Source organism: Streptomyces sp. 2P-4, assembly GCF_030167965.1.
GTDB classification, from domain to species: domain Bacteria; phylum Actinomycetota; class Actinomycetes; order Streptomycetales; family Streptomycetaceae; genus Streptomyces; species Streptomyces globosus_A.
Genome location: NZ_CP095011.1, coordinates 4,482,616 through 4,498,689 on the forward strand (window position 1 = coordinate 4,482,616; position 16,074 = coordinate 4,498,689).

The following is a 16,074-nucleotide window of genomic DNA, read 5'->3' on the forward strand; positions in this document are numbered from 1 at the left end:
ATGGCTAAGGAAAAAGGGCGCAAGCTGATCGCCCAGAACAAGAAGGCGCGGCACGACTACGCCATCCTCGACACCTACGAGTGCGGGATCGTGCTCACCGGCACCGAGGTGAAGTCCCTGCGCCAGGGACGGGCCTCCCTCGTCGACGGCTTCGTGTCGGTCGAGGGCGGCGAGGCCTGGATGTACAACGTGCACGTGCCCGAGTACAGCCAGGGCACGTGGACGAACCACAGCGCCCGGCGCAAGCGGAAGCTGCTGCTGCACCGGGAGGAGATCGACAAGCTGGAGTCGAAGGCGCAGGAGAGCGGCCACACCCTGGTGCCGCTGGCGCTGTACTTCAAGGACGGCCGGGCCAAGGTCGAGATCGCGCTGGCGAAGGGCAAGAAGGAGTACGACAAGCGGCAGGCGCTGCGCGAGAAGCAGGACACGCGGGAGACGAACCGTGCGATCGCGGCCGCCCGGCGGCGCCAGCGCGGCGAGCGTTAATCACCTGGCACGCGGTGGCCCGCTTCGCGTACCATGGGCTGCGCACCCACCCCGCGGGGAGGGCGCACCTTGAAAAATCAACATGGGGATGATCGGTTTCGACAGCGGATGTCGATGTAGGGGAAGCGAGCCGAGGAAGCGGCAATGATCTCGCTAACCACATGTCGCAAAAAAATAATCGCCAACTCCAAGAGCGATAACTCCCGCTTCGCCCTCGCTGCCTGATAGCAGTGAGCTGAAGCCTCTGTGAGGAGCGTCAGCCCGGAAGTGGTCCCGGTCCGGATCCTGGCGTCGACTAGGGATCTAAACCTCTAGCCCCGGTCACGGGGGTTGGAGGGAAATCAAACAGTGACTGAGCCCGTCGGAGACTTGTCCGCGTGATCTCCGGGGCCGAGAAAAGCGCAGCGGACTGCGCTCGGAGAAGCCCTCCTTCTGCACCGTTGGACGCGGGTTCGATTCCCGCCATCTCCACTCATCCCATGTGGGCGAAGGCCCCTTGACCTGCGAAAACTTTCGCGAGGTCGAGGGGTCTTCGTCATGTGGGAGCACGACGGGAGCACCAGCCTTCGGGGAGTGCGAGGGGCGCGGTGGCGCGTCAGGTGCGCGGGTGCGGCGTTCGGTGTGCTGTCCCGCGTTCTGTCGGACCAGGGTCAGTCGGAGTAGCGGTACCGGGCCTTGAGGATCTTCACTTCCTTGTCGTCGGCCCGGTAGGCGAGGCGGTGCTCGTCGTCGATCCTGCGGGACCAATAGCCGGTCAGGTCGCCCTTGAGCGGTTCGGGCTTCCCGATCCCCGTGAAAGGAGACCGCTGGATTTCGCCGATCAGGCGGGTGATGCGCTTCGCCATCCTCCGGTCCGCCCCCAGCCAGAAGAGGAAGTCCTCCCAGGCTGCCGGGTCGAAGTGGATACTCCTCACTCCTCACCGGCCAGCGCCTGAAGCTCTTCCATGCTCTTGGCGACGGTGGCCGTACCGGCCCGGTCCCGTTCCACGGCCTCCATGAGCCGCCGGGCATTCGCCGGCGAGCGCAGGAGGTACACCGTTTCCTGCCAGGCGTCGTAGTCGTCCGCGGACATCAGGACCGCATCCCCGTTCTTGGAGCTGATCCGGACGGGTGTGTGGTCGTTGTTGACGCGCTCGATGAGGGGGAACAGGGTCTTGCGGGCTTCGCTCGCACTGATGGGCACGGGGCGCACCTCCTGTCGACTGGTACGACAAAGAGGTACCAGTCTGGTACCCGCTTACGGTACCGGCAAAGCCGCTCGGTGGCGGAGGGCCGTGGCGGACAGGAGGAGGGCCGTGGCGGCGGCGGCTGCCGGGAGGGCGTAGGGGAGGGTCGTGCCGAAGCGGTCGACCAGGGCGCCCGCCGTCGCGGAGCCCGCTGCGATGCCCGCCAGGGTGGCCGTGACCGCGAGGGTCATGCCCTCGTTCAGGCGCTCCGGCGGGACGGACGCGTGGACGCGGGACATCGCCGTGACCATCGTCGGGGCCGTGGACATGCCCGCCAGGAGCAGGGCGCAGCCGGTCAGGGCCACCGAGTCCGCGGCGGCGGCCGCCCAGGGCAGGGCCATCGCCGCGGCCGTCGCCGCCAGGCACAGCCGCAGGTCCAGCGGCCTGCGCGTGCCGTACAGCAGGCCCGCCGCGCAGGAGCCGGCCGCCTGCAGGGCCAGGACCGGGCCGGCGGCCGCGCCCAGGCCGTGCCCGTCGAGGTAGGCGAGGGAGGCCACCTCCATCGCACCGAACACCGCGCCCAGCGGGACGAACAGCAGCAGCAGGGGGCGGAGCGCGCGGAGCGGGACGGGCGCGCGGAGGGTGGGCGAGGCAGGCGGTTCGGTCGAGCGCTGCGCGGTGAACAGCAGCATCCCGGCGAGGAGGAGTACGGCGCCGGCCAGGGTGCCCGCCTCGGGGAAGACCGCCGAGCACAGGAGCGCCGCCACGACCGGGCCCAGCATGAAGCACAGTTCGTCGGCGGCCTGCTCGAAGGACATCGCGGTGTGGTGTGCGGCCGGGGAGTCCTTCAGCAGGTGGGTCCAGCGGGCCCGCGACATGCCGCCGATGTTCGGGGTCGTCGCGGTGGCCGCGTAGCTCGCGAACAGCGTCCACGCCGGGGCGCCGGTGCGGACGCACGCGACGAGCGCGAGGGAGCCGGCCACCGCGACCAGCGTCGCCGGGACGGCTATCCGGGCCTGCCCGTACCGGTCGACGAGCCGCGCGGTCCACGGCGCCACCAGGGCCGTCGCCCCGAGGCCCGTGGCGGTGACCGCGCCGGCCAGGGCATACGAGCCGCGCTGCCCGGCGATCATCATGATCGCGCTCACCGCGAACATCCCCATCGGCAGCCTGGCCAGCAGGTTCCCGGCCGTGAAGGCGCGGGTGCCGGGGAGGGCGAACAGCCGCCCGTACGGGCCGGGGGCCTTGCGGCGCCGGGCGGGGCCCGGGGCGCGGGCGATGACCAGTGTCGAGCCGGTGACGGCGAGGCGCGGGGCGTCCGCCGCGGCGGGGCGGTGGGCGCGGGCCGGGCGGAAGGGCGCGGGGGAGGGCGTCCGCCCGGGGGAGGGCAGGCGGGGGGAAGGGGGCAGGGCGCGGTCGGGGGCGGTGGTCGTGTGCGGCATGCACCCAGGTTCCGCGGCGGCGGGCCGTCCGGTCCAACACCTCTTCCCCGCCCACTCACCGCTTCCTGTTGTTAGTCTCGGCGCGTGAATCCCCGTGACGTCGACCCCCGGCTGCTGCGCGGCTTCCTCGCGGTCGCCGAGGAGCTGCACTTCACGCGCGCCGCCGCCCGCCTCTACACCGCCCAGCAGGCCCTCAGCCGCGACGTGCGCCGCCTCGAACAGGGCCTCGGCACCGCCCTGTTCACCCGCACCACCCGCGCCGTGGAGCTGACCGCCGACGGCGAGCGGCTGCTTCCGCTGGCCCGGCGGGTGCTCGCCGCCCACGAGGAGCTCGCCGCCGCGTTCACCGGCCCCCGCCCGCTCCTCGTCGACGTCAACACCGACGGCCCCAGCAGCGCCCGCACCGTGCTGGACCGGGCCCGCGAACTCGCCCCGGACTGCGAGCTGATGGCCCGCTTCGAGAGCGGCCTCACGCACGCGGCCGCCGAGGTCGCCGCAGGCCGGCTGGACGTGGCGTTCGGCTACGTCCACGGCCTGAAGCCCGCACTGCGCAGCCGCCTCGACCACATGCCCGTACGCTACGAGCCGCTCGCCGCGCTCCTGCCCGACGGGCACCCGCTGGCCGGCCGGCCCGGCGCCCCCCTGCCGGTCGGCGCGCTCGCCGGGGAGCACGTGTACGCGGGCGCCGGCAACCCGCGCACCCTGGAGTGGACCCGGCTGGCCCGCGAGCTCTTCGCCGGCCGCGGCATCGCCCTCGCCCCGCCCGCCCCGGTCGCCATCGGCAAGGAGGAGTTCCGCCGGGTGATGGCCAAGACCCGCACCCCGGTCCTCGTCACCGTCGACTTCACCGACCTGCCCGCCTGCACCAAGCGCCCGCTGGCCGAACCGCTGCCCCTGTCCCCCCTGTCGATGGCGTGGCGCAAGGGCTTCGCCCACCCGGGCCTCGACGCGCTGCGCCGCGCCGCCCGCGGCCTCGCCGCCGAACGCGGCTGGCTGGAGGTGCCCCCCGGCAGCTGGCTGCCCGCCGCAGCGCTCACAGGGGCGCCCGGCAGCGGGTGAGTGCAAGGTTTCCCGCCGGTCATCCGGCGGGGACCGGGGCCGAAACGCGCCGTTCCTAACGTCGTCCGCACGGACCGACGGCAGTGGAGGCCTGTGATGACCCGTACGACCGCACCGCGCAAGGGGGGCCGCTGGATCGAGCGGTGGGACCCGGAGGACGAGGCGTTCTGGAAGGAGACCGGCGAGCGGATCGCCCGACGCAACCTGCTGTGGTCGGTGGTCAGCGAGCACATCGGCTTCTCCATCTGGTCGCTGTGGTCGGTGATGGTGCTGTTCATGGGGCCCGAATACGGGATCGACCCCGCCGGCAAGTTCTTCCTGATCGCCACCGCCACCTGCGTCGGCGCCCTCGTCCGCATCCCCTACACCTTCGCCGTCGGCCGGTTCGGCGGCCGGAACTGGACCGTCGTCAGCGCCCTGCTGCTCCTCGTGCCGACCACGGCCGCGCTGGTCGTCATGGAGCCCGGGACCCCGTACGGCGTGTTCCTCGCCGTGGCCGCCCTGACCGGCATCGGCGGCGGCAACTTCGCCTCCTCCATGACGAACATCAACGCCTTCTTCCCGCTGCGGAAGAAGGGCTGGGCGCTCGGCCTGAACGCCGGCGGCGGCAACATCGGCGTGCCCGTCGTGCAGCTCGCCGCGCTCCTCGTCATCGGGACGGCAGGCGCCGGCCACCCGCGGGTGCTCCTCGCCTGCTACCTGCCGCTGATCGTCCTCGCGGCCGTCCTCGCCCTGCTGCGGATGGACAACCTCGCACCGCTCCGCAACGACGGCGGCGCGCTGCGCGAGGCCGCGCGCGAGCGGCACACCTGGCTGGTGGCGTTCCTGTACGTCGGCAGCTTCGGCTCCTTCATCGGCTACAGCTTCGCCTTCGGGCTGGTGCTGCAGACGCAGTTCGGCCGGACCCCGCTCCAGGCCGCCTCGATCACCTTCATCGGGCCGCTCCTCGGCTCGCTGGTCAGGCCCGTCGGCGGGGCGCTCGCCGACCGGTTCGGCGGGGCCCGCATCACGCTCGGCAGCTTCGTCGCGATGGCCGCCGCGACCGGCGTGGTCATCCACGCCTCGCTGCAGGAGTCGCTGCCGCTCTTCCTCGTCGGGTTCACCGCGCTGTTCGCCCTCAGCGGCATCGGCAACGGCTCCACCTACAAGATGATCCCGGGGATCTTCCAGGCACAGGCCCTGGCCCGCGGCATGTCCGGCGAGGCCGCCGCCGCGTACGGGCGCAGGCTCTCCGGCGCCGCCATGGGCCTGATCGGTGCGGTGGGCGGGCTCGGCGGACTGGGCATCAACCTCGCCTTCCGCGAGGCGTTCCGCACCACCGGGTCCGGAACCGGGGCCTTCGCCGCCTTCCTCGCCTGCTACGCGGTGTGCTGCGCCGTCACCTGGGCGGTATACCTTCGCCGGCCCGCGGGACCGGCCGGCCCGGAGCCCGAGGTCGAGGCGAAGCCGCAGCTCACCTCCGTGTAACGGCGGTTAACGGCCCGGAAATACGGCGGAACCGGCCCTGACACGCAGAGTTGACAGGCTCGGTTCCGTCACGCGGCACCCGCGCCGCGAACGTGCTACAGAGCCACCGCCGAGGCAGGTCACCATGGACGACGACACGCACCCCGCCGCCACCGCCGCCCCCATCCCCGCCGCCCCCGCCCCCGCCTCCGCCGCCCCGGCCGGCCCCGCCGCCGACGCGCCCGCGGGGCCGGGGGCCGGGCCCGGGCCGCTGGCCGGGTTCACCGTCGGGGTCACCGCGGCCCGCCGCGCGGACGAACTGATCGCCCTGCTGCGCCGCCGCGGGGCCGCCGTCCTGCACGCCCCCGCCCTGCGGATCGTCCCGCTCGCCGACGACAGCGAACTCCTCGCCGCCACCGAGCAGCTGCTGGACCGGGCGCCCGACGCGGTCGTCGCCACCACCGCGATCGGCTTCCGCGGCTGGATCGAGGCCGCCGACGGCTGGGGCATCGGCGAGGAGCTGCTGCGCCGGCTCCGGGCCGCCGAACTCCTTGCCCGCGGGCCCAAGGTCAAGGGCGCCATCCGGGCCGCCGGGCTCGTCGAGGCCTGGTCCCCGCAGTCCGAATCCCTCGCCGAGGTCCTCGACCGGCTCCTCGCCGCCGGCGTCGCCGGCCGCCGCATCGCGATCCAGCTGCACGGCGAACCCCTCCCCGGGTTCGTCGAGGCGCTGCGGGCCGGCGGCGCCGACGTCGTCGTCGTCCCCGTCTACCGCTGGATGGCCCCCGAAGACCCGGCGCCGCTCGACCGGCTGCTGGACGCGGTCGCCGCCGGCGGCGTCGACGCCGTCAGCTTCACCTCCGCCCCCGCCGCCGCCTCGCTGCTGGCCCGCGCCGAGGAGCGCGGCCTGTCCGAGCAGGTCCTCGGCGCCCTGCGCGGGCCCGTCCTGCCCGCCTGCGTCGGCCCCGTGACCGCCGTACCGCTCCAGGCCCGCGGCATCGGCACCGTGCAGCCCGACCGGTACCGCCTCGGCCCCCTCGTGCAGCTGCTGTGCCGGGAACTGCCCGGCCGGGCCACGACCCTGCCCGTCGCCGGCCACCGCCTGGAGATCCGCGGCCACGCCGCCCTCGTCGACGGTCGGCTGCGCCCCGTTCCCCCGGCCGGCATGGCCCTGCTGCGGGCCCTCGCCCGGCAGCCCGGCTGGGTCGTCGCCCGCGCCGAGCTGCTGCGCGCCCTGCCCGGCGCCGGCCGGGACGAGCACGCCGTCGAGACGGCGATGGCCCGCCTGCGCGGCGCCCTCGGCACCCCCAACCTCATCCAGACCGTCGTCAAACGCGGCTACCGGCTGGCCCTCGACGCCGGCGAGTGCACACCGGCCCGCTGACCCGCCCGACCCGGCGCCCGGCCCTTGGAAACGGCGGCCGGCCGGGCTACCGTGCCCGGATGATCATCGACGGGGTGGGGATGCGGTACGCCGAGCCGGGCGACGCCGCCGCGCTGGCGGACGTACTCGCGCGCAACCGGGCGTACATGGCGCCCTTCGAGCCGTGGCGGTCCGAGGTGTTCTACACCGAGGCCGGCCAGCGCGCCCGCATCGAGGGACTGCTCGCCGAATGCGACGCGGGGCGCCTCCACCCGTTCGTGATCACCGATGCCGCCGCCGACACGCCCATCGGCATGATCAACCTGGGGAGCGTCTCCCTCGGCCCCTTCCGCAGCGGCGGCGTCGGCTACTGGCTCGACCAGGCCCACACGGGCCGCGGCGCCGCCACCGCGGCACTGCAGGAGGTCTGCCGGATCGCCCGCGAGGACCTGGGCCTGCACCGGGTGGAGGCGTCGACCCTCGTCGACAACCCGGCCTCCCAGCGGGTCCTCGCCAAAGCCGGCTTCAGCCGGATCGGCCTCGCCCCCGGCTACCTGCACATCAACGGCGCCTGGCGCGACCACGTCCTCTTCCAGCGCCTCCTGCACGACGACCCGCCGCCGTAGCCCGGGGCCGCGCCCGCCGCCCGTACGGGGGGTTCCGCATCCACCGCGGGCGCGGCACTCTGAAAGGCGCGTCCCTCGACACGAGGCGGTGACGGGCATGTGGTTCGACTCCGGGCGCGTGTGCCTGGACCTGGTGGCCACCTCCTCCGCCCCTGCGGGCGCCGAGGAGCTGTACGACGGCGACGAGCTGCGGCTGTGGCTCGCCGGAGCCGGGCTCGTGCCCGACCGGACGCCGCTCGCCCGGGTCGGCCCCGACTGGGTCGCGGCCTTCCGGGCCCTGCGGGCCGACGTCGCCAGCCTCGTGCGCGCCGCGCTCACCGGAGGCTCCCCCGACGGGGGCGCACTCGCCCGGGTCAACGCGCTGGCCGCCGGCCCACCCCCGGGTCTGTGCGCGGTCCAGGACCGCGAAGGGCACCTCGTACGGGAGCTGTGCGGCGGCGTCGAGTGCGGGGCGCTGCTCGCCGCGGTCGCCCGCGACGCGGTGGAACTGCTGACGGACCCCGGCGACCGGGCCCTGCTGCGGTGCTGCTCCTCGGCCGGCTGCACCCGCATCTACCTGGACACTTCCCGCGGGCACCGGCGCCGCTGGTGCTCCAGCGAGCTGTGCGGCAACCGGGAGCGCGTCGCCCGCCACCGCCGCCGCACGGCCTCCGCCCGGCCCGGGCGGTGATCTTCCCCCGGCCACCGGAACGGGCGTGCGGACAGGGTGCGGCTTCGCGTACGGTTGACGGTCGCCCACGCACGTCAGAAGGGGGCCTTGGTGGCCGCGCAGGATGCCGCTGTCGACAACACGGCGGATTCCGTCCGCGATCGGGAGATCGCGATCGAGCAGACACACCTGGACCAGGTGTACCGGCGGCTCGAGGAGAAGATCGACGAGGCCGAGTTCCTCATGAACGACGCGGCCAAGCGGGGCCAGGTCGGCACGCCCGGCGCGCTCGCCGAGCGCGACGCCCAGGTCTTCCGGGCCGGCATCCACCTCAACCGGCTGAACAACGAGTTCGAGGACTTCCTCTTCGGCCGCATCGACCTGCTCCTCGGCAAGGACGGCGAGCGCGGCCCCGACGGGGCCTACACCTCCGTCGAGCCGGCCGACGACGCGATCCGCGAGGACCTCACCGCCGACATCGCCGAGACCCTGCACATCGGCCGCATCGGCGTCCTCGACGCCGACTACTCGCCGCTGGTCATCGACTGGCGGGCGCCGGCCGCCGCCCCGTTCTACCGGTCCACCCCCAAGGAGCCGGGCCGGGTCGTCCGCCGCCGCGTCATCCGCTCCAAGGGGCGCCGCGTCCTCGGCGTCGAGGACGACCTGATGCGCCCCGAGGTCGCCGCCTTCCTCGACGGGCGCGAGCTGCCCGCGATCGGCGACGGCGCCCTGATGGCCGCCCTCGGCCGGGCCCGCACCCACTCCATGCGCGACATCGTCTCCTCCATCCAGGCGGAGCAGGACCTCGTCATCCGCGCGCCCGCCGCGTCCGTCGCCGAGGTCGCGGGCGGCCCCGGCACCGGCAAGACCGCCGTCGCCCTGCACCGCGCCGCCTACCTGCTCTACCAGGACCGGCGCCGCTACTCCGGCGGCATCCTGATCGTCTCGCCGACCCCGCTGCTCGTCGCGTACACCGAAGGGGTCCTGCCGTCCCTCGGCGAGGAGGGCCAGGTCGCCATCCGCGCGCTGGGCTCGCTCGTCGACGGCGCGGAGGCGACCGCCTACGACGAGCACGCCGTGGCCCGCGTCAAGGGCTCCTCCCGGATGCTCAAGGTGCTCCGCAAGGCCGTCCGGGGCGCGCTCGAACTCGGCGGCGCCCCCGACCGGCTGCGCGTCGTCGCCTTCTCCCGCCGCGTCGAGCTGGAGGCGGAGGAGCTCGAGCGGATCCGGCAGAACGTCCTCGGCGGCACCGCCCCGGTCAACCTGCTGCGCCCGCGCGCCCGCAAGCTGCTGCTGGACGCCCTGTACGCGAAGACCGGCGCGGCCGGCCGGCACAGCGACCCGGAGCTGGCCGCCGAGCTGCGGCAGGCCTTCGACGAGGACGTCTCCACCGAGGACGCCTTCATCGACTTCCTGGGCGCCTGGTGGCCCGAGCTCACCCCGCGCGCCGTGCTCGCCGCGATGGCCGACGAGCGGCGCCTGGGCCGCTGGGCGCGCCGCGTCCTCGCCCCGCGCGAGGTCCGCCGCCTGGCCCGGTCGCTGCGCCGGGTCGGGCCGGCCGGGCAGGGCCCGCTGTCCGTGCACGACGTCGCGCTGCTGGACGAGCTGCAGCAGCTGCTCGGCGCTCCGGCGCGGCCGAGGCGGAAGCGGGAGGCGGACCCGCTGGACCAGCTCACCGGCCTGCAGGAGCTGATGCCGGTGCGCGAGGAGAGCCAGTGGGAGCGGGCGGAGCGGATCGCCGCCGAGCGCACCGAGTACGCGCACGTCATCGTGGACGAGGCGCAGGACCTGACGCCGATGCAGTGGCGGATGGTGGGCCGCCGGGGGCGGCACGGCACCTGGACGGTGGTCGGCGACCCGGCGCAGTCCTCCTGGATCGACCCGGAGGAGGCGGCCGCGGCCCGCGACGAGGCGCTGGGCACCCGGCCGCGGCGGCGGTTCACCCTGACGGTGAACTACCGCAACCCGGCCGAGGTCGCCGAGATCGCGGCGCGTGTGCTGAAGCTGGCCATGCCCGGGATGGAGCCGCCGTCCGCGGTGCGCTCGACGGGGCTCCGGCCGCGCTTCACCGTCGCCGGGGACGACCTGGGGGCGGCGGTGCGGGAGGAGGCCCGGCGGCTGCTGGAGCAGGTGGACGGCACGGTCGGCGTGGTCGTCTCCATGGAGCGGCGCGAGGAGGCGGCGGGCTGGCTCGCCGACCTCGGCGAGCGGGCTGTGGCGCTGGGCAGCCTGGAGGCCAAGGGCCTGGAGTACGACGCGACGGTGGTGGTCTCCCCGGCGGAGATCGCCGGCGGCAGCAGCCGCGAGGAGGTCGAGGCGGGCGAGTTCCCGGCGGGCCTGCGCGTGCTGTACGTGGCGCTCACCCGGGCGACGCAGCAGCTGACGGTGGTCTCCACCGAGCGGGACGCCCCGGACGCGTCGGGCCTGCCGTCCCTGCTGCGCCCGTAGGGGCCGCGCCCGCCGGCCCGGCGCCCGGAGAGGCGCCGTCCTGCGGACGTAGGCCAGACGCGTGGCGGCGCGAGCGGGACTCGACCGGAGGGGGGACCGCCCCGGCGGATCCTTTGTTAGCCTGGGTACGACACCGGCTCGATCCAAGCCCCCGGGCCCAACCTTCGTCGCTTCGAGCGACCACTTGCCGCGAGGCGAGCATGGCGGGTCGGTGTCGCAGCTTCAGGGTCCGCGCCCCTCACCACGAGGGGCGCGGACCCTTTTTCGCGTCCCGGCGGGTTCCACCACCCCCTGCTCATCTCGTATGGTGGAAGAGTTCTTTCGAAATTGGTAGCTGGTTACCGGCTACCGGTCAGTAGGTGGGACGATCGGACAACAGGCCCCGCCGCACCCAAATGCAGCGGGCCTGTGCACAGACGTGGAAACAGGGACAGAAGAGGAAACACGGCCATGGCAACGGCGCCCAGCGTCTCGTACTCGATGACGGTCCGCCTGGAGGTGCCCGCGAGCGGAACCGCGGTCTCCCAGCTCACCACGGCCGTGGAGTCGTCCGGCGGGTCGGTCACCGGCCTCGACGTGACCGCGTCCGGCCACGAGAAGCTCCGCATCGACGTCACCATCGCCGCGACCTCCACCGCCCACGCCGACGAGATCGTCGACAAGCTGCGCGGCATCGAGGGCGTCAGCCTCGGCAAGGTCTCCGACCGCACCTTCCTGATGCACCTCGGCGGCAAGATCGAGATGGCGTCCAAGCACCCCATCCGCAACCGCGACGACCTGTCGATGATCTACACCCCCGGTGTGGCGCGCGTCTGCATGGCGATCGCCGAGAACCCCGAGGACGCCCGCCGCCTCACCATCAAGCGCAACTCCGTCGCAGTCGTGACGGACGGCTCCGCCGTGCTGGGCCTCGGCAACATCGGCCCGAAGGCCGCCCTGCCGGTCATGGAGGGCAAGGCCGCCCTCTTCAAGAGGTTCGCCGGCATCGACGCCTGGCCGATCTGCCTGGACACCCAGGACACCGACGAGATCGTCTCCATCGTCAAGGCCATCGCCCCCGGCTTCGCCGGCATCAACCTGGAGGACATCTCCGCGCCGCGCTGCTTCGAGATCGAGGCCCGCCTGCGCGAGGCCCTCGACATCCCCGTCTTCCACGACGACCAGCACGGCACCGCGATCGTCGTCCTCGCCGCCCTCACCAACGCACTGCGCGTCGTGGGCAAGGCAGTTGGGGACGTGAAGGTCGTCATGTCGGGGGCCGGCGCGGCCGGCACGGCCATCCTGAAGCTGCTCCTGGCCGCCGGCGTGAAGAACGTCGTCAGCGCCGACATCCACGGCGTCGTGCACGCGGGCCGCCCGGACCTGGTCGACGCCGCCGAGGACTCGCCGCTGTGCTGGATCGCCGCGAACACCAACCCCGAGGGCTACACGGGCACGTTGAAGGAGGCCGTCGTCGGCGCCGACGTGTTCATCGGCGTCTCCGCCCCGAACGTGCTCAGCGGCGAGGACGTCGCCGCGATGGCCGACGGCGCGATCGTGTTCGCGCTCGCGAACCCCGATCCGGAGGTCGACCCGGCCGTCGCCCGCCAGACGGCCGCCGTCGTCGCCACCGGCCGCTCCGACTTCCCGAACCAGATCAACAACGTGCTGGTCTTCCCGGGCGTCTTCCGCGGCCTGCTGGACGCGCAGTCCCGCACCGTGAACACCGACATGATGCTCGCCGCCGCCACCGCCCTCGCCGACGTCGTCGGCGAGGACGAGCTGAACGCGAACTACATCATCCCGTCCGTCTTCAACGACAAGGTCGCGGGCGCGGTCGCCGGCGCCGTCCGCAAGGCCGCCCAGGGCGCGGCCGCCGCTGTGACGACGCCCACGTCCGTCTGAGGCGCGTCCCGGCGCGTCGCGGGATGCAGGCCGGGCGGGCCCCCTCTAGTGTTGCGGGGATGCCCACGAGGACCGGGACGCGCAAACCCACCAGTGCGGACGGAGCGTCACCGGGGCGTGACTGTGGCGCTTTTCGTGTGACCCTGGCGGGTGCCGGATTGGCGTTCCCGCCGCTGGTGGGGGCAGGATGCGTAACCGGGCGCGAGGGTCTGACGTTCAGACCCGGGTCCGGGCACTGTCCGAGGGCCCTGGCAGCATCGGCTTCGATCTCACGCCTCCAAGGCAAGTTGAACACGGGAGTACAACATGAACCGCAGTGAGCTGGTGGCCGCTCTGTCCGAGCGCGCCGAGGTGACCCGCAAGGACGCCGACGCCGTTCTGGCCGCGCTCGCCGAGACCGTCGGCGAGATCGTCGCCAAGGGCGACGAGAAGGTCACCATCCCCGGCTTCCTGACCTTCGAGCGCACCCACCGTGCCGCTCGCACCGCGCGCAACCCGCAGACCGGCGACCCGATCCAGATCCCGGCCGGCTACAGCGTGAAGGTCTCCGCGGGCTCCAAGCTCAAGGAAGCCGCCAAGGGCAAGTAAGTCCGCCCTTGTGCCGAGCGCCGCGCAGGCGCTCGGGACGGCAGGGTTCGGAGGACGCCGAAGGGCGGCCACCCCCCGCGGGGGTGGCCGCCCTTCGGCCTGTCTGCCGCCCGGCCCGCCTGCTGCCCGGTCCGGCGCGGCAGGGGCCCCCGCAGGGGCCCCGTACGCCTCAGACGAGGTCGCCGCCCGGCAGCTCGACCTTCGCACCGAGCTCGACGAGCTTCTCCATGAAGTTCTCGTAGCCGCGGTTGATCAGGTCGATGCCGTGCACCCGGGAGGTGCCCTCGGCGGCCAGTGCCGCGATCAGGTACGAGAAGCCGCCGCGCAGGTCGGGGATGACCAGGTCGGCGCCCTGCAGCCGGGTCGGGCCGGAGACGACCGCCGAGTGCAGGAAGTTGCGCTGGCCGAAACGGCACGCCGAGCCGCCCAGGCACTCGCGGTACAGCTGGATGTGCGCGCCCATCTGGTTCAGCGCCGAGGTGAAGCCGAGCCGGGACTCGTACACCGTCTCGTGGACGATGGACAGGCCCGCGGCCTGCGTCAGCGCCACGACGAGCGGCTGCTGCCAGTCGGTCTGGAAGCCGGGGTGCACGTCCGTCTCCAGGGCGATGGCGTTCAGCGGGCCGCCGGGGTGCCAGAAGCGGATGCCCTCGTCGTCGATCTCGAAGGCGCCGCCCACCTTGCGGTAGGTGTTCAGGAAGGTCATCATCGAGCGCTGCTGGGCGCCGCGCACGTAGATGTTGCCGCCGGTCGCCAGGGCCGCGGAGGCCCACGAGGCGGCCTCCAGGCGGTCCGGGAGCGCCTTGTGGTTGTAGCCGCCGAGGCGGTCCACGCCGGTGATCCGGATGGTCCGGTCGGTGTCCATCGAGATGATGGCGCCCATCTTCTGCAGGACGCAGATGAGGTCCTCGATCTCGGGCTCCACCGCGGCGTTGCTGAGCTCGGTGACGCCCTCGGCCAGCACGGCCGTCAGCAGCACCTGCTCGGTCGAGCCGACGGACGGGTACGGCAGGCGGATCTTGCAGCCGCGCAGGCGCTGCGGGGCTTCCAGGTACTGGCCGCCCTCGCGCTTCTCGATCGTCGCGCCGAACTGGCGGAGCACGTCGAAGTGGAAGTCGATCGGCCGGCCGCCGATGTCGCAGCCGCCCAGGCCCGGGATGAAGGCGTGGCCGAGGCGGTGCAGCAGCGGGCCGCAGAAGAGGATCGGGATGCGGGAGGATCCCGCGTGGGCGTCGATGTCGGCGACGTTCGCGCTCTCGACGTGCGTCGGGTCGAGCACCAGTTCGCCCGGCTCCTCGCCGGGGCGCACGGTCACGCCGTGCAGCTGGAGCAGCCCGCGCACCACCCGCACGTCGCGGATGTCGGGAACGTTGCGGAGCCGGCTGGGTTCGCTGCCGAGCAGAGCGGCGACCATGGCCTTGGGCACGAGGTTCTTCGCACCGCGGACACGGATCTCGCCCTCCAGCGGGGTACCGCCGTGGACAAGCAGGACATCGTCTGTGCCGGTCATGAATCTCGCGTTCCGGAGGGGGTCCACCGGCGGGGCCGGGGGAGACGGGCAGGGGCCAGGGAAAAGGGTAAGGGGCGCGGGGGGCCTGTTCGTAAGGCCGACGCGGCCGTGGGACTGTCATGAATTGGCCACAACACCCACCGTGTCCGCCCCATGGCGGAGTGTCGCATTCCGTCGTGTCGGTGCGGCGCGGCGCCGCCGTGCGCCGGGCGGAACCGGAACACGCGCTCGGCGCTGCTGCCGTGCGCCCGCCCCCGCCCGCGATCCGATGCCCGCGCCCGCTCCCCCCGAAGGGCGAATGTGCGGGATCATGTCGGCATGACCGAGGTGTCCTCCCTCACGGGGCGGCTGCTGGTGGCCACCCCCGCGCTCGCGGATCCGAACTTCGACCGCGCGGTCGTCCTGCTGCTCGACCACGACGAGCAGGGCTCGCTCGGCGTCGTCCTCAACCGCCCCACCCCCGTCGGCGTCGGCGACGTGCTGCTGCCGTGGGCGGAGCTGGCCGGCGACCCCGGCGTCGTCTTCCAGGGCGGCCCGGTCGGCCTGGACTCGGCGCTGGGCATCGCCGTCATCCCCGGCGAGGAGGGCCCCCTGGGCTGGCGCCGGGTGCACGGGGCGATCGGCCTCGTCGACCTGGAGGCCCCGCCGGAGCTCCTCGCCTCCGCGCTCGGCTCGCTGCGGATCTTCGCCGGGTACTCGGGCTGGGGGCCCGGCCAACTGGAGGCCGAGCTCGGCGAGGGCGCCTGGTACGTGGTCGACTCCGAGCCCGGCGACGTCTCCTTCCCCGACCCGGAGCGGCTCTGGCGGGCGGTGCTGCGGCGGCAGCGCAGTGAGCTCGCCATGGTCGCCACGTACGCCGACGACCCGTCGCTCAACTGAGCCGGACACGGATCGGTACCCTGGCTGCATGAGCACTCTTGAGCCCGAGCGCGGGACTGGTACGGGAACCCTCGTAGAGCCGACGCCGCAGGTGTCCCACGGCGACGGCGACCACGAGCGCTTCGCCCACTACGTCCAGAAGGACAAGATCATGGCGAGCGCCCTCGACGGCACCCCCGTCGTGGCGCTCTGCGGCAAGGTCTGGGTTCCGGGCCGCGACCCGAAGAAGTACCCGGTCTGCCCCATGTGCAAGGAGATCTACGACTCCATGGGCCCCGGCGGCGACAAGGGCAAGGGCGACAAGGACAAGTAGGCCGGCCCGGCGCGGGGCGGCTCCCGGCGCGCGGCGGCGTACGGGCCCGGAGCCCGGGGCGCGGCCGCGCGCGGGCGCGCCGCCCCGGGCGCCCGCCGTACGGACCGGACCTGCCCCGCCCCGCGGGGCCCGGGGCCCCCGAGGTGCGCTTCCGCGTACCCGGGGGCCTTCGCCGTAGGGTGCGGCCCGCGGCCCGGGGCCCGGGGTGGCCGCCGCGG

At 73.7% G+C, this 16,074-nt stretch carries 15 protein-coding genes and 1 other RNA gene; 12 read left to right on the plus strand and 4 right to left on the minus strand.

Annotated elements, in window-relative coordinates:
• Together smpB and ssrA are read left to right on the plus strand one after the other, a co-directional pair.
• Entirely contained in the window at nt 1-486 is a 486-nt protein-coding gene (gene smpB / locus MUK52_RS19765) for an SsrA-binding protein SmpB (RefSeq protein WP_114057743.1), read from the plus strand.
• Between the two features lie 84 nt (nt 487-570).
• Nucleotides 571-960: a transfer-messenger RNA gene (gene ssrA, locus MUK52_RS19770) on the plus strand.
• Between the two features lie 176 nt (nt 961-1,136).
• Here the strand turns inward: ssrA and MUK52_RS19775 are convergent.
• The 3 genes from MUK52_RS19775 to MUK52_RS19785 are packed head-to-tail and all read right to left on the minus strand — an operon-like array spanning nt 1,137 to nt 3,094.
• Complete coding sequence (locus MUK52_RS19775; protein ID WP_284578750.1) at nt 1,137-1,400, minus strand: Txe/YoeB family addiction module toxin; 264 nt, start codon at nt 1,398-1,400, stop codon at nt 1,137-1,139.
• Complete coding sequence (locus MUK52_RS19780) at nt 1,397-1,669, minus strand: type II toxin-antitoxin system Phd/YefM family antitoxin (protein WP_284578752.1); 273 nt, start codon at nt 1,667-1,669, stop codon at nt 1,397-1,399. The genes MUK52_RS19775 and MUK52_RS19780 overlap by 4 nt, the downstream gene beginning before the upstream one ends.
• Before the next feature lie 54 nt (nt 1,670-1,723).
• Nucleotides 1,724-3,094: an MFS transporter gene (locus tag MUK52_RS19785; RefSeq protein ID WP_284578754.1), complete on the minus strand. Its 1,371-nt coding sequence runs from the start codon at nt 3,092-3,094 to the stop codon at nt 1,724-1,726.
• An 84-nt stretch (nt 3,095-3,178) separates the two neighbouring features.
• Here MUK52_RS19785 and MUK52_RS19790 point away from each other — a divergent pair, with 84 nt between their 5' ends.
• The 8 genes from MUK52_RS19790 to MUK52_RS19825 all read left to right on the plus strand — a co-directional run bounded on the left by MUK52_RS19790 (nt 3,179) and on the right by MUK52_RS19825 (nt 13,154).
• Complete coding sequence (locus MUK52_RS19790) at nt 3,179-4,153, plus strand: LysR family transcriptional regulator (protein WP_284578756.1); 975 nt, start codon at nt 3,179-3,181, stop codon at nt 4,151-4,153.
• 96 nt (nt 4,154-4,249) lie between these two features.
• The gene (locus MUK52_RS19795) at nt 4,250-5,620 is read left to right on the plus strand and encodes a nitrate/nitrite transporter (RefSeq protein WP_114057738.1); all 1,371 of its coding nucleotides are present in this window, start codon (nt 4,250-4,252) and stop codon (nt 5,618-5,620) included.
• A 124-nt stretch (nt 5,621-5,744) separates the two neighbouring features.
• Nucleotides 5,745-6,980, plus strand: coding sequence for a uroporphyrinogen-III synthase (locus MUK52_RS19800; RefSeq protein ID WP_284578759.1), 1,236 nt, complete (start codon nt 5,745-5,747; stop codon nt 6,978-6,980).
• 59 nt (nt 6,981-7,039) lie between these two features.
• Entirely contained in the window at nt 7,040-7,585 is a 546-nt protein-coding gene (locus MUK52_RS19805; protein WP_284578761.1) for a GNAT family N-acetyltransferase, read from the plus strand.
• A gap of 97 nt (nt 7,586-7,682) precedes the next feature.
• Nucleotides 7,683-8,255, plus strand: coding sequence for a CGNR zinc finger domain-containing protein (locus tag MUK52_RS19810; RefSeq protein ID WP_114057736.1), 573 nt, complete (start codon nt 7,683-7,685; stop codon nt 8,253-8,255).
• A gap of 90 nt (nt 8,256-8,345) precedes the next feature.
• A complete protein-coding gene (locus MUK52_RS19815) occupies nt 8,346-10,682 on the plus strand; it encodes a HelD family protein (protein WP_284578764.1) in 2,337 nt (778 codons plus the stop codon).
• Between the two features lie 450 nt (nt 10,683-11,132).
• Nucleotides 11,133-12,566, plus strand: coding sequence for an NAD-dependent malic enzyme (locus MUK52_RS19820; protein WP_114057734.1), 1,434 nt, complete (start codon nt 11,133-11,135; stop codon nt 12,564-12,566).
• A gap of 306 nt (nt 12,567-12,872) precedes the next feature.
• Entirely contained in the window at nt 12,873-13,154 is a 282-nt protein-coding gene (locus tag MUK52_RS19825) for an HU family DNA-binding protein (protein WP_007264399.1), read from the plus strand.
• Nucleotides 13,155-13,323: 169 nt separating this feature from the next.
• Here the strand turns inward: MUK52_RS19825 and murA are convergent, their stop codons facing one another.
• On the minus strand, nt 13,324-14,664 hold the full coding sequence (gene murA / locus MUK52_RS19830) for a UDP-N-acetylglucosamine 1-carboxyvinyltransferase (RefSeq protein WP_114057733.1): 1,341 nt from the start codon (nt 14,662-14,664) through the stop codon (nt 13,324-13,326).
• A gap of 318 nt (nt 14,665-14,982) precedes the next feature.
• On the opposite strand from murA, the gene MUK52_RS19835 reads away from it, so the two are divergent.
• Nucleotides 14,983-15,543 (plus strand): YqgE/AlgH family protein, encoded by a 561-nt coding sequence (locus MUK52_RS19835; RefSeq protein WP_114057732.1) that lies wholly within the window; start codon nt 14,983-14,985, stop codon nt 15,541-15,543.
• A 28-nt stretch (nt 15,544-15,571) separates the two neighbouring features.
• Entirely contained in the window at nt 15,572-15,856 is a 285-nt protein-coding gene (locus MUK52_RS19840) for a DUF3039 domain-containing protein (RefSeq protein ID WP_114057731.1), read from the plus strand.
• Nucleotides 15,857-16,074: the final 218 nt, after the last annotated feature.

Bases quoted from the DNA above. Each gene is read 5' to 3' on its own strand.
- smpB (WP_114057743.1), top strand. From the start codon at position 1: ATGGCTAAGGAAAAAGGGCGCAAGCTGATCGCCCAGAACAAGAAGGCG.
- MUK52_RS19785 (WP_284578754.1), bottom strand. From the start codon at position 3,094: ATGCCGCACACGACCACCGCCCCCGACCGCGCCCTGCCCCCTTCCCCC.
- MUK52_RS19795 (WP_114057738.1), top strand. From the start codon at position 4,250: ATGACCCGTACGACCGCACCGCGCAAGGGGGGCCGCTGGATCGAGCGG.
- MUK52_RS19800 (WP_284578759.1), top strand. From the start codon at position 5,745: ATGGACGACGACACGCACCCCGCCGCCACCGCCGCCCCCATCCCCGCC.
- MUK52_RS19805 (WP_284578761.1), top strand. From the start codon at position 7,040: ATGATCATCGACGGGGTGGGGATGCGGTACGCCGAGCCGGGCGACGCC.
- MUK52_RS19810 (WP_114057736.1), top strand. From the start codon at position 7,683: ATGTGGTTCGACTCCGGGCGCGTGTGCCTGGACCTGGTGGCCACCTCC.
- MUK52_RS19820 (WP_114057734.1), top strand. From the start codon at position 11,133: ATGGCAACGGCGCCCAGCGTCTCGTACTCGATGACGGTCCGCCTGGAG.
- MUK52_RS19825 (WP_007264399.1), top strand. From the start codon at position 12,873: ATGAACCGCAGTGAGCTGGTGGCCGCTCTGTCCGAGCGCGCCGAGGTG.
- murA (WP_114057733.1), bottom strand. From the start codon at position 14,664: ATGACCGGCACAGACGATGTCCTGCTTGTCCACGGCGGTACCCCGCTG.
- MUK52_RS19835 (WP_114057732.1), top strand. From the start codon at position 14,983: ATGACCGAGGTGTCCTCCCTCACGGGGCGGCTGCTGGTGGCCACCCCC.
- MUK52_RS19840 (WP_114057731.1), top strand. From the start codon at position 15,572: ATGAGCACTCTTGAGCCCGAGCGCGGGACTGGTACGGGAACCCTCGTA.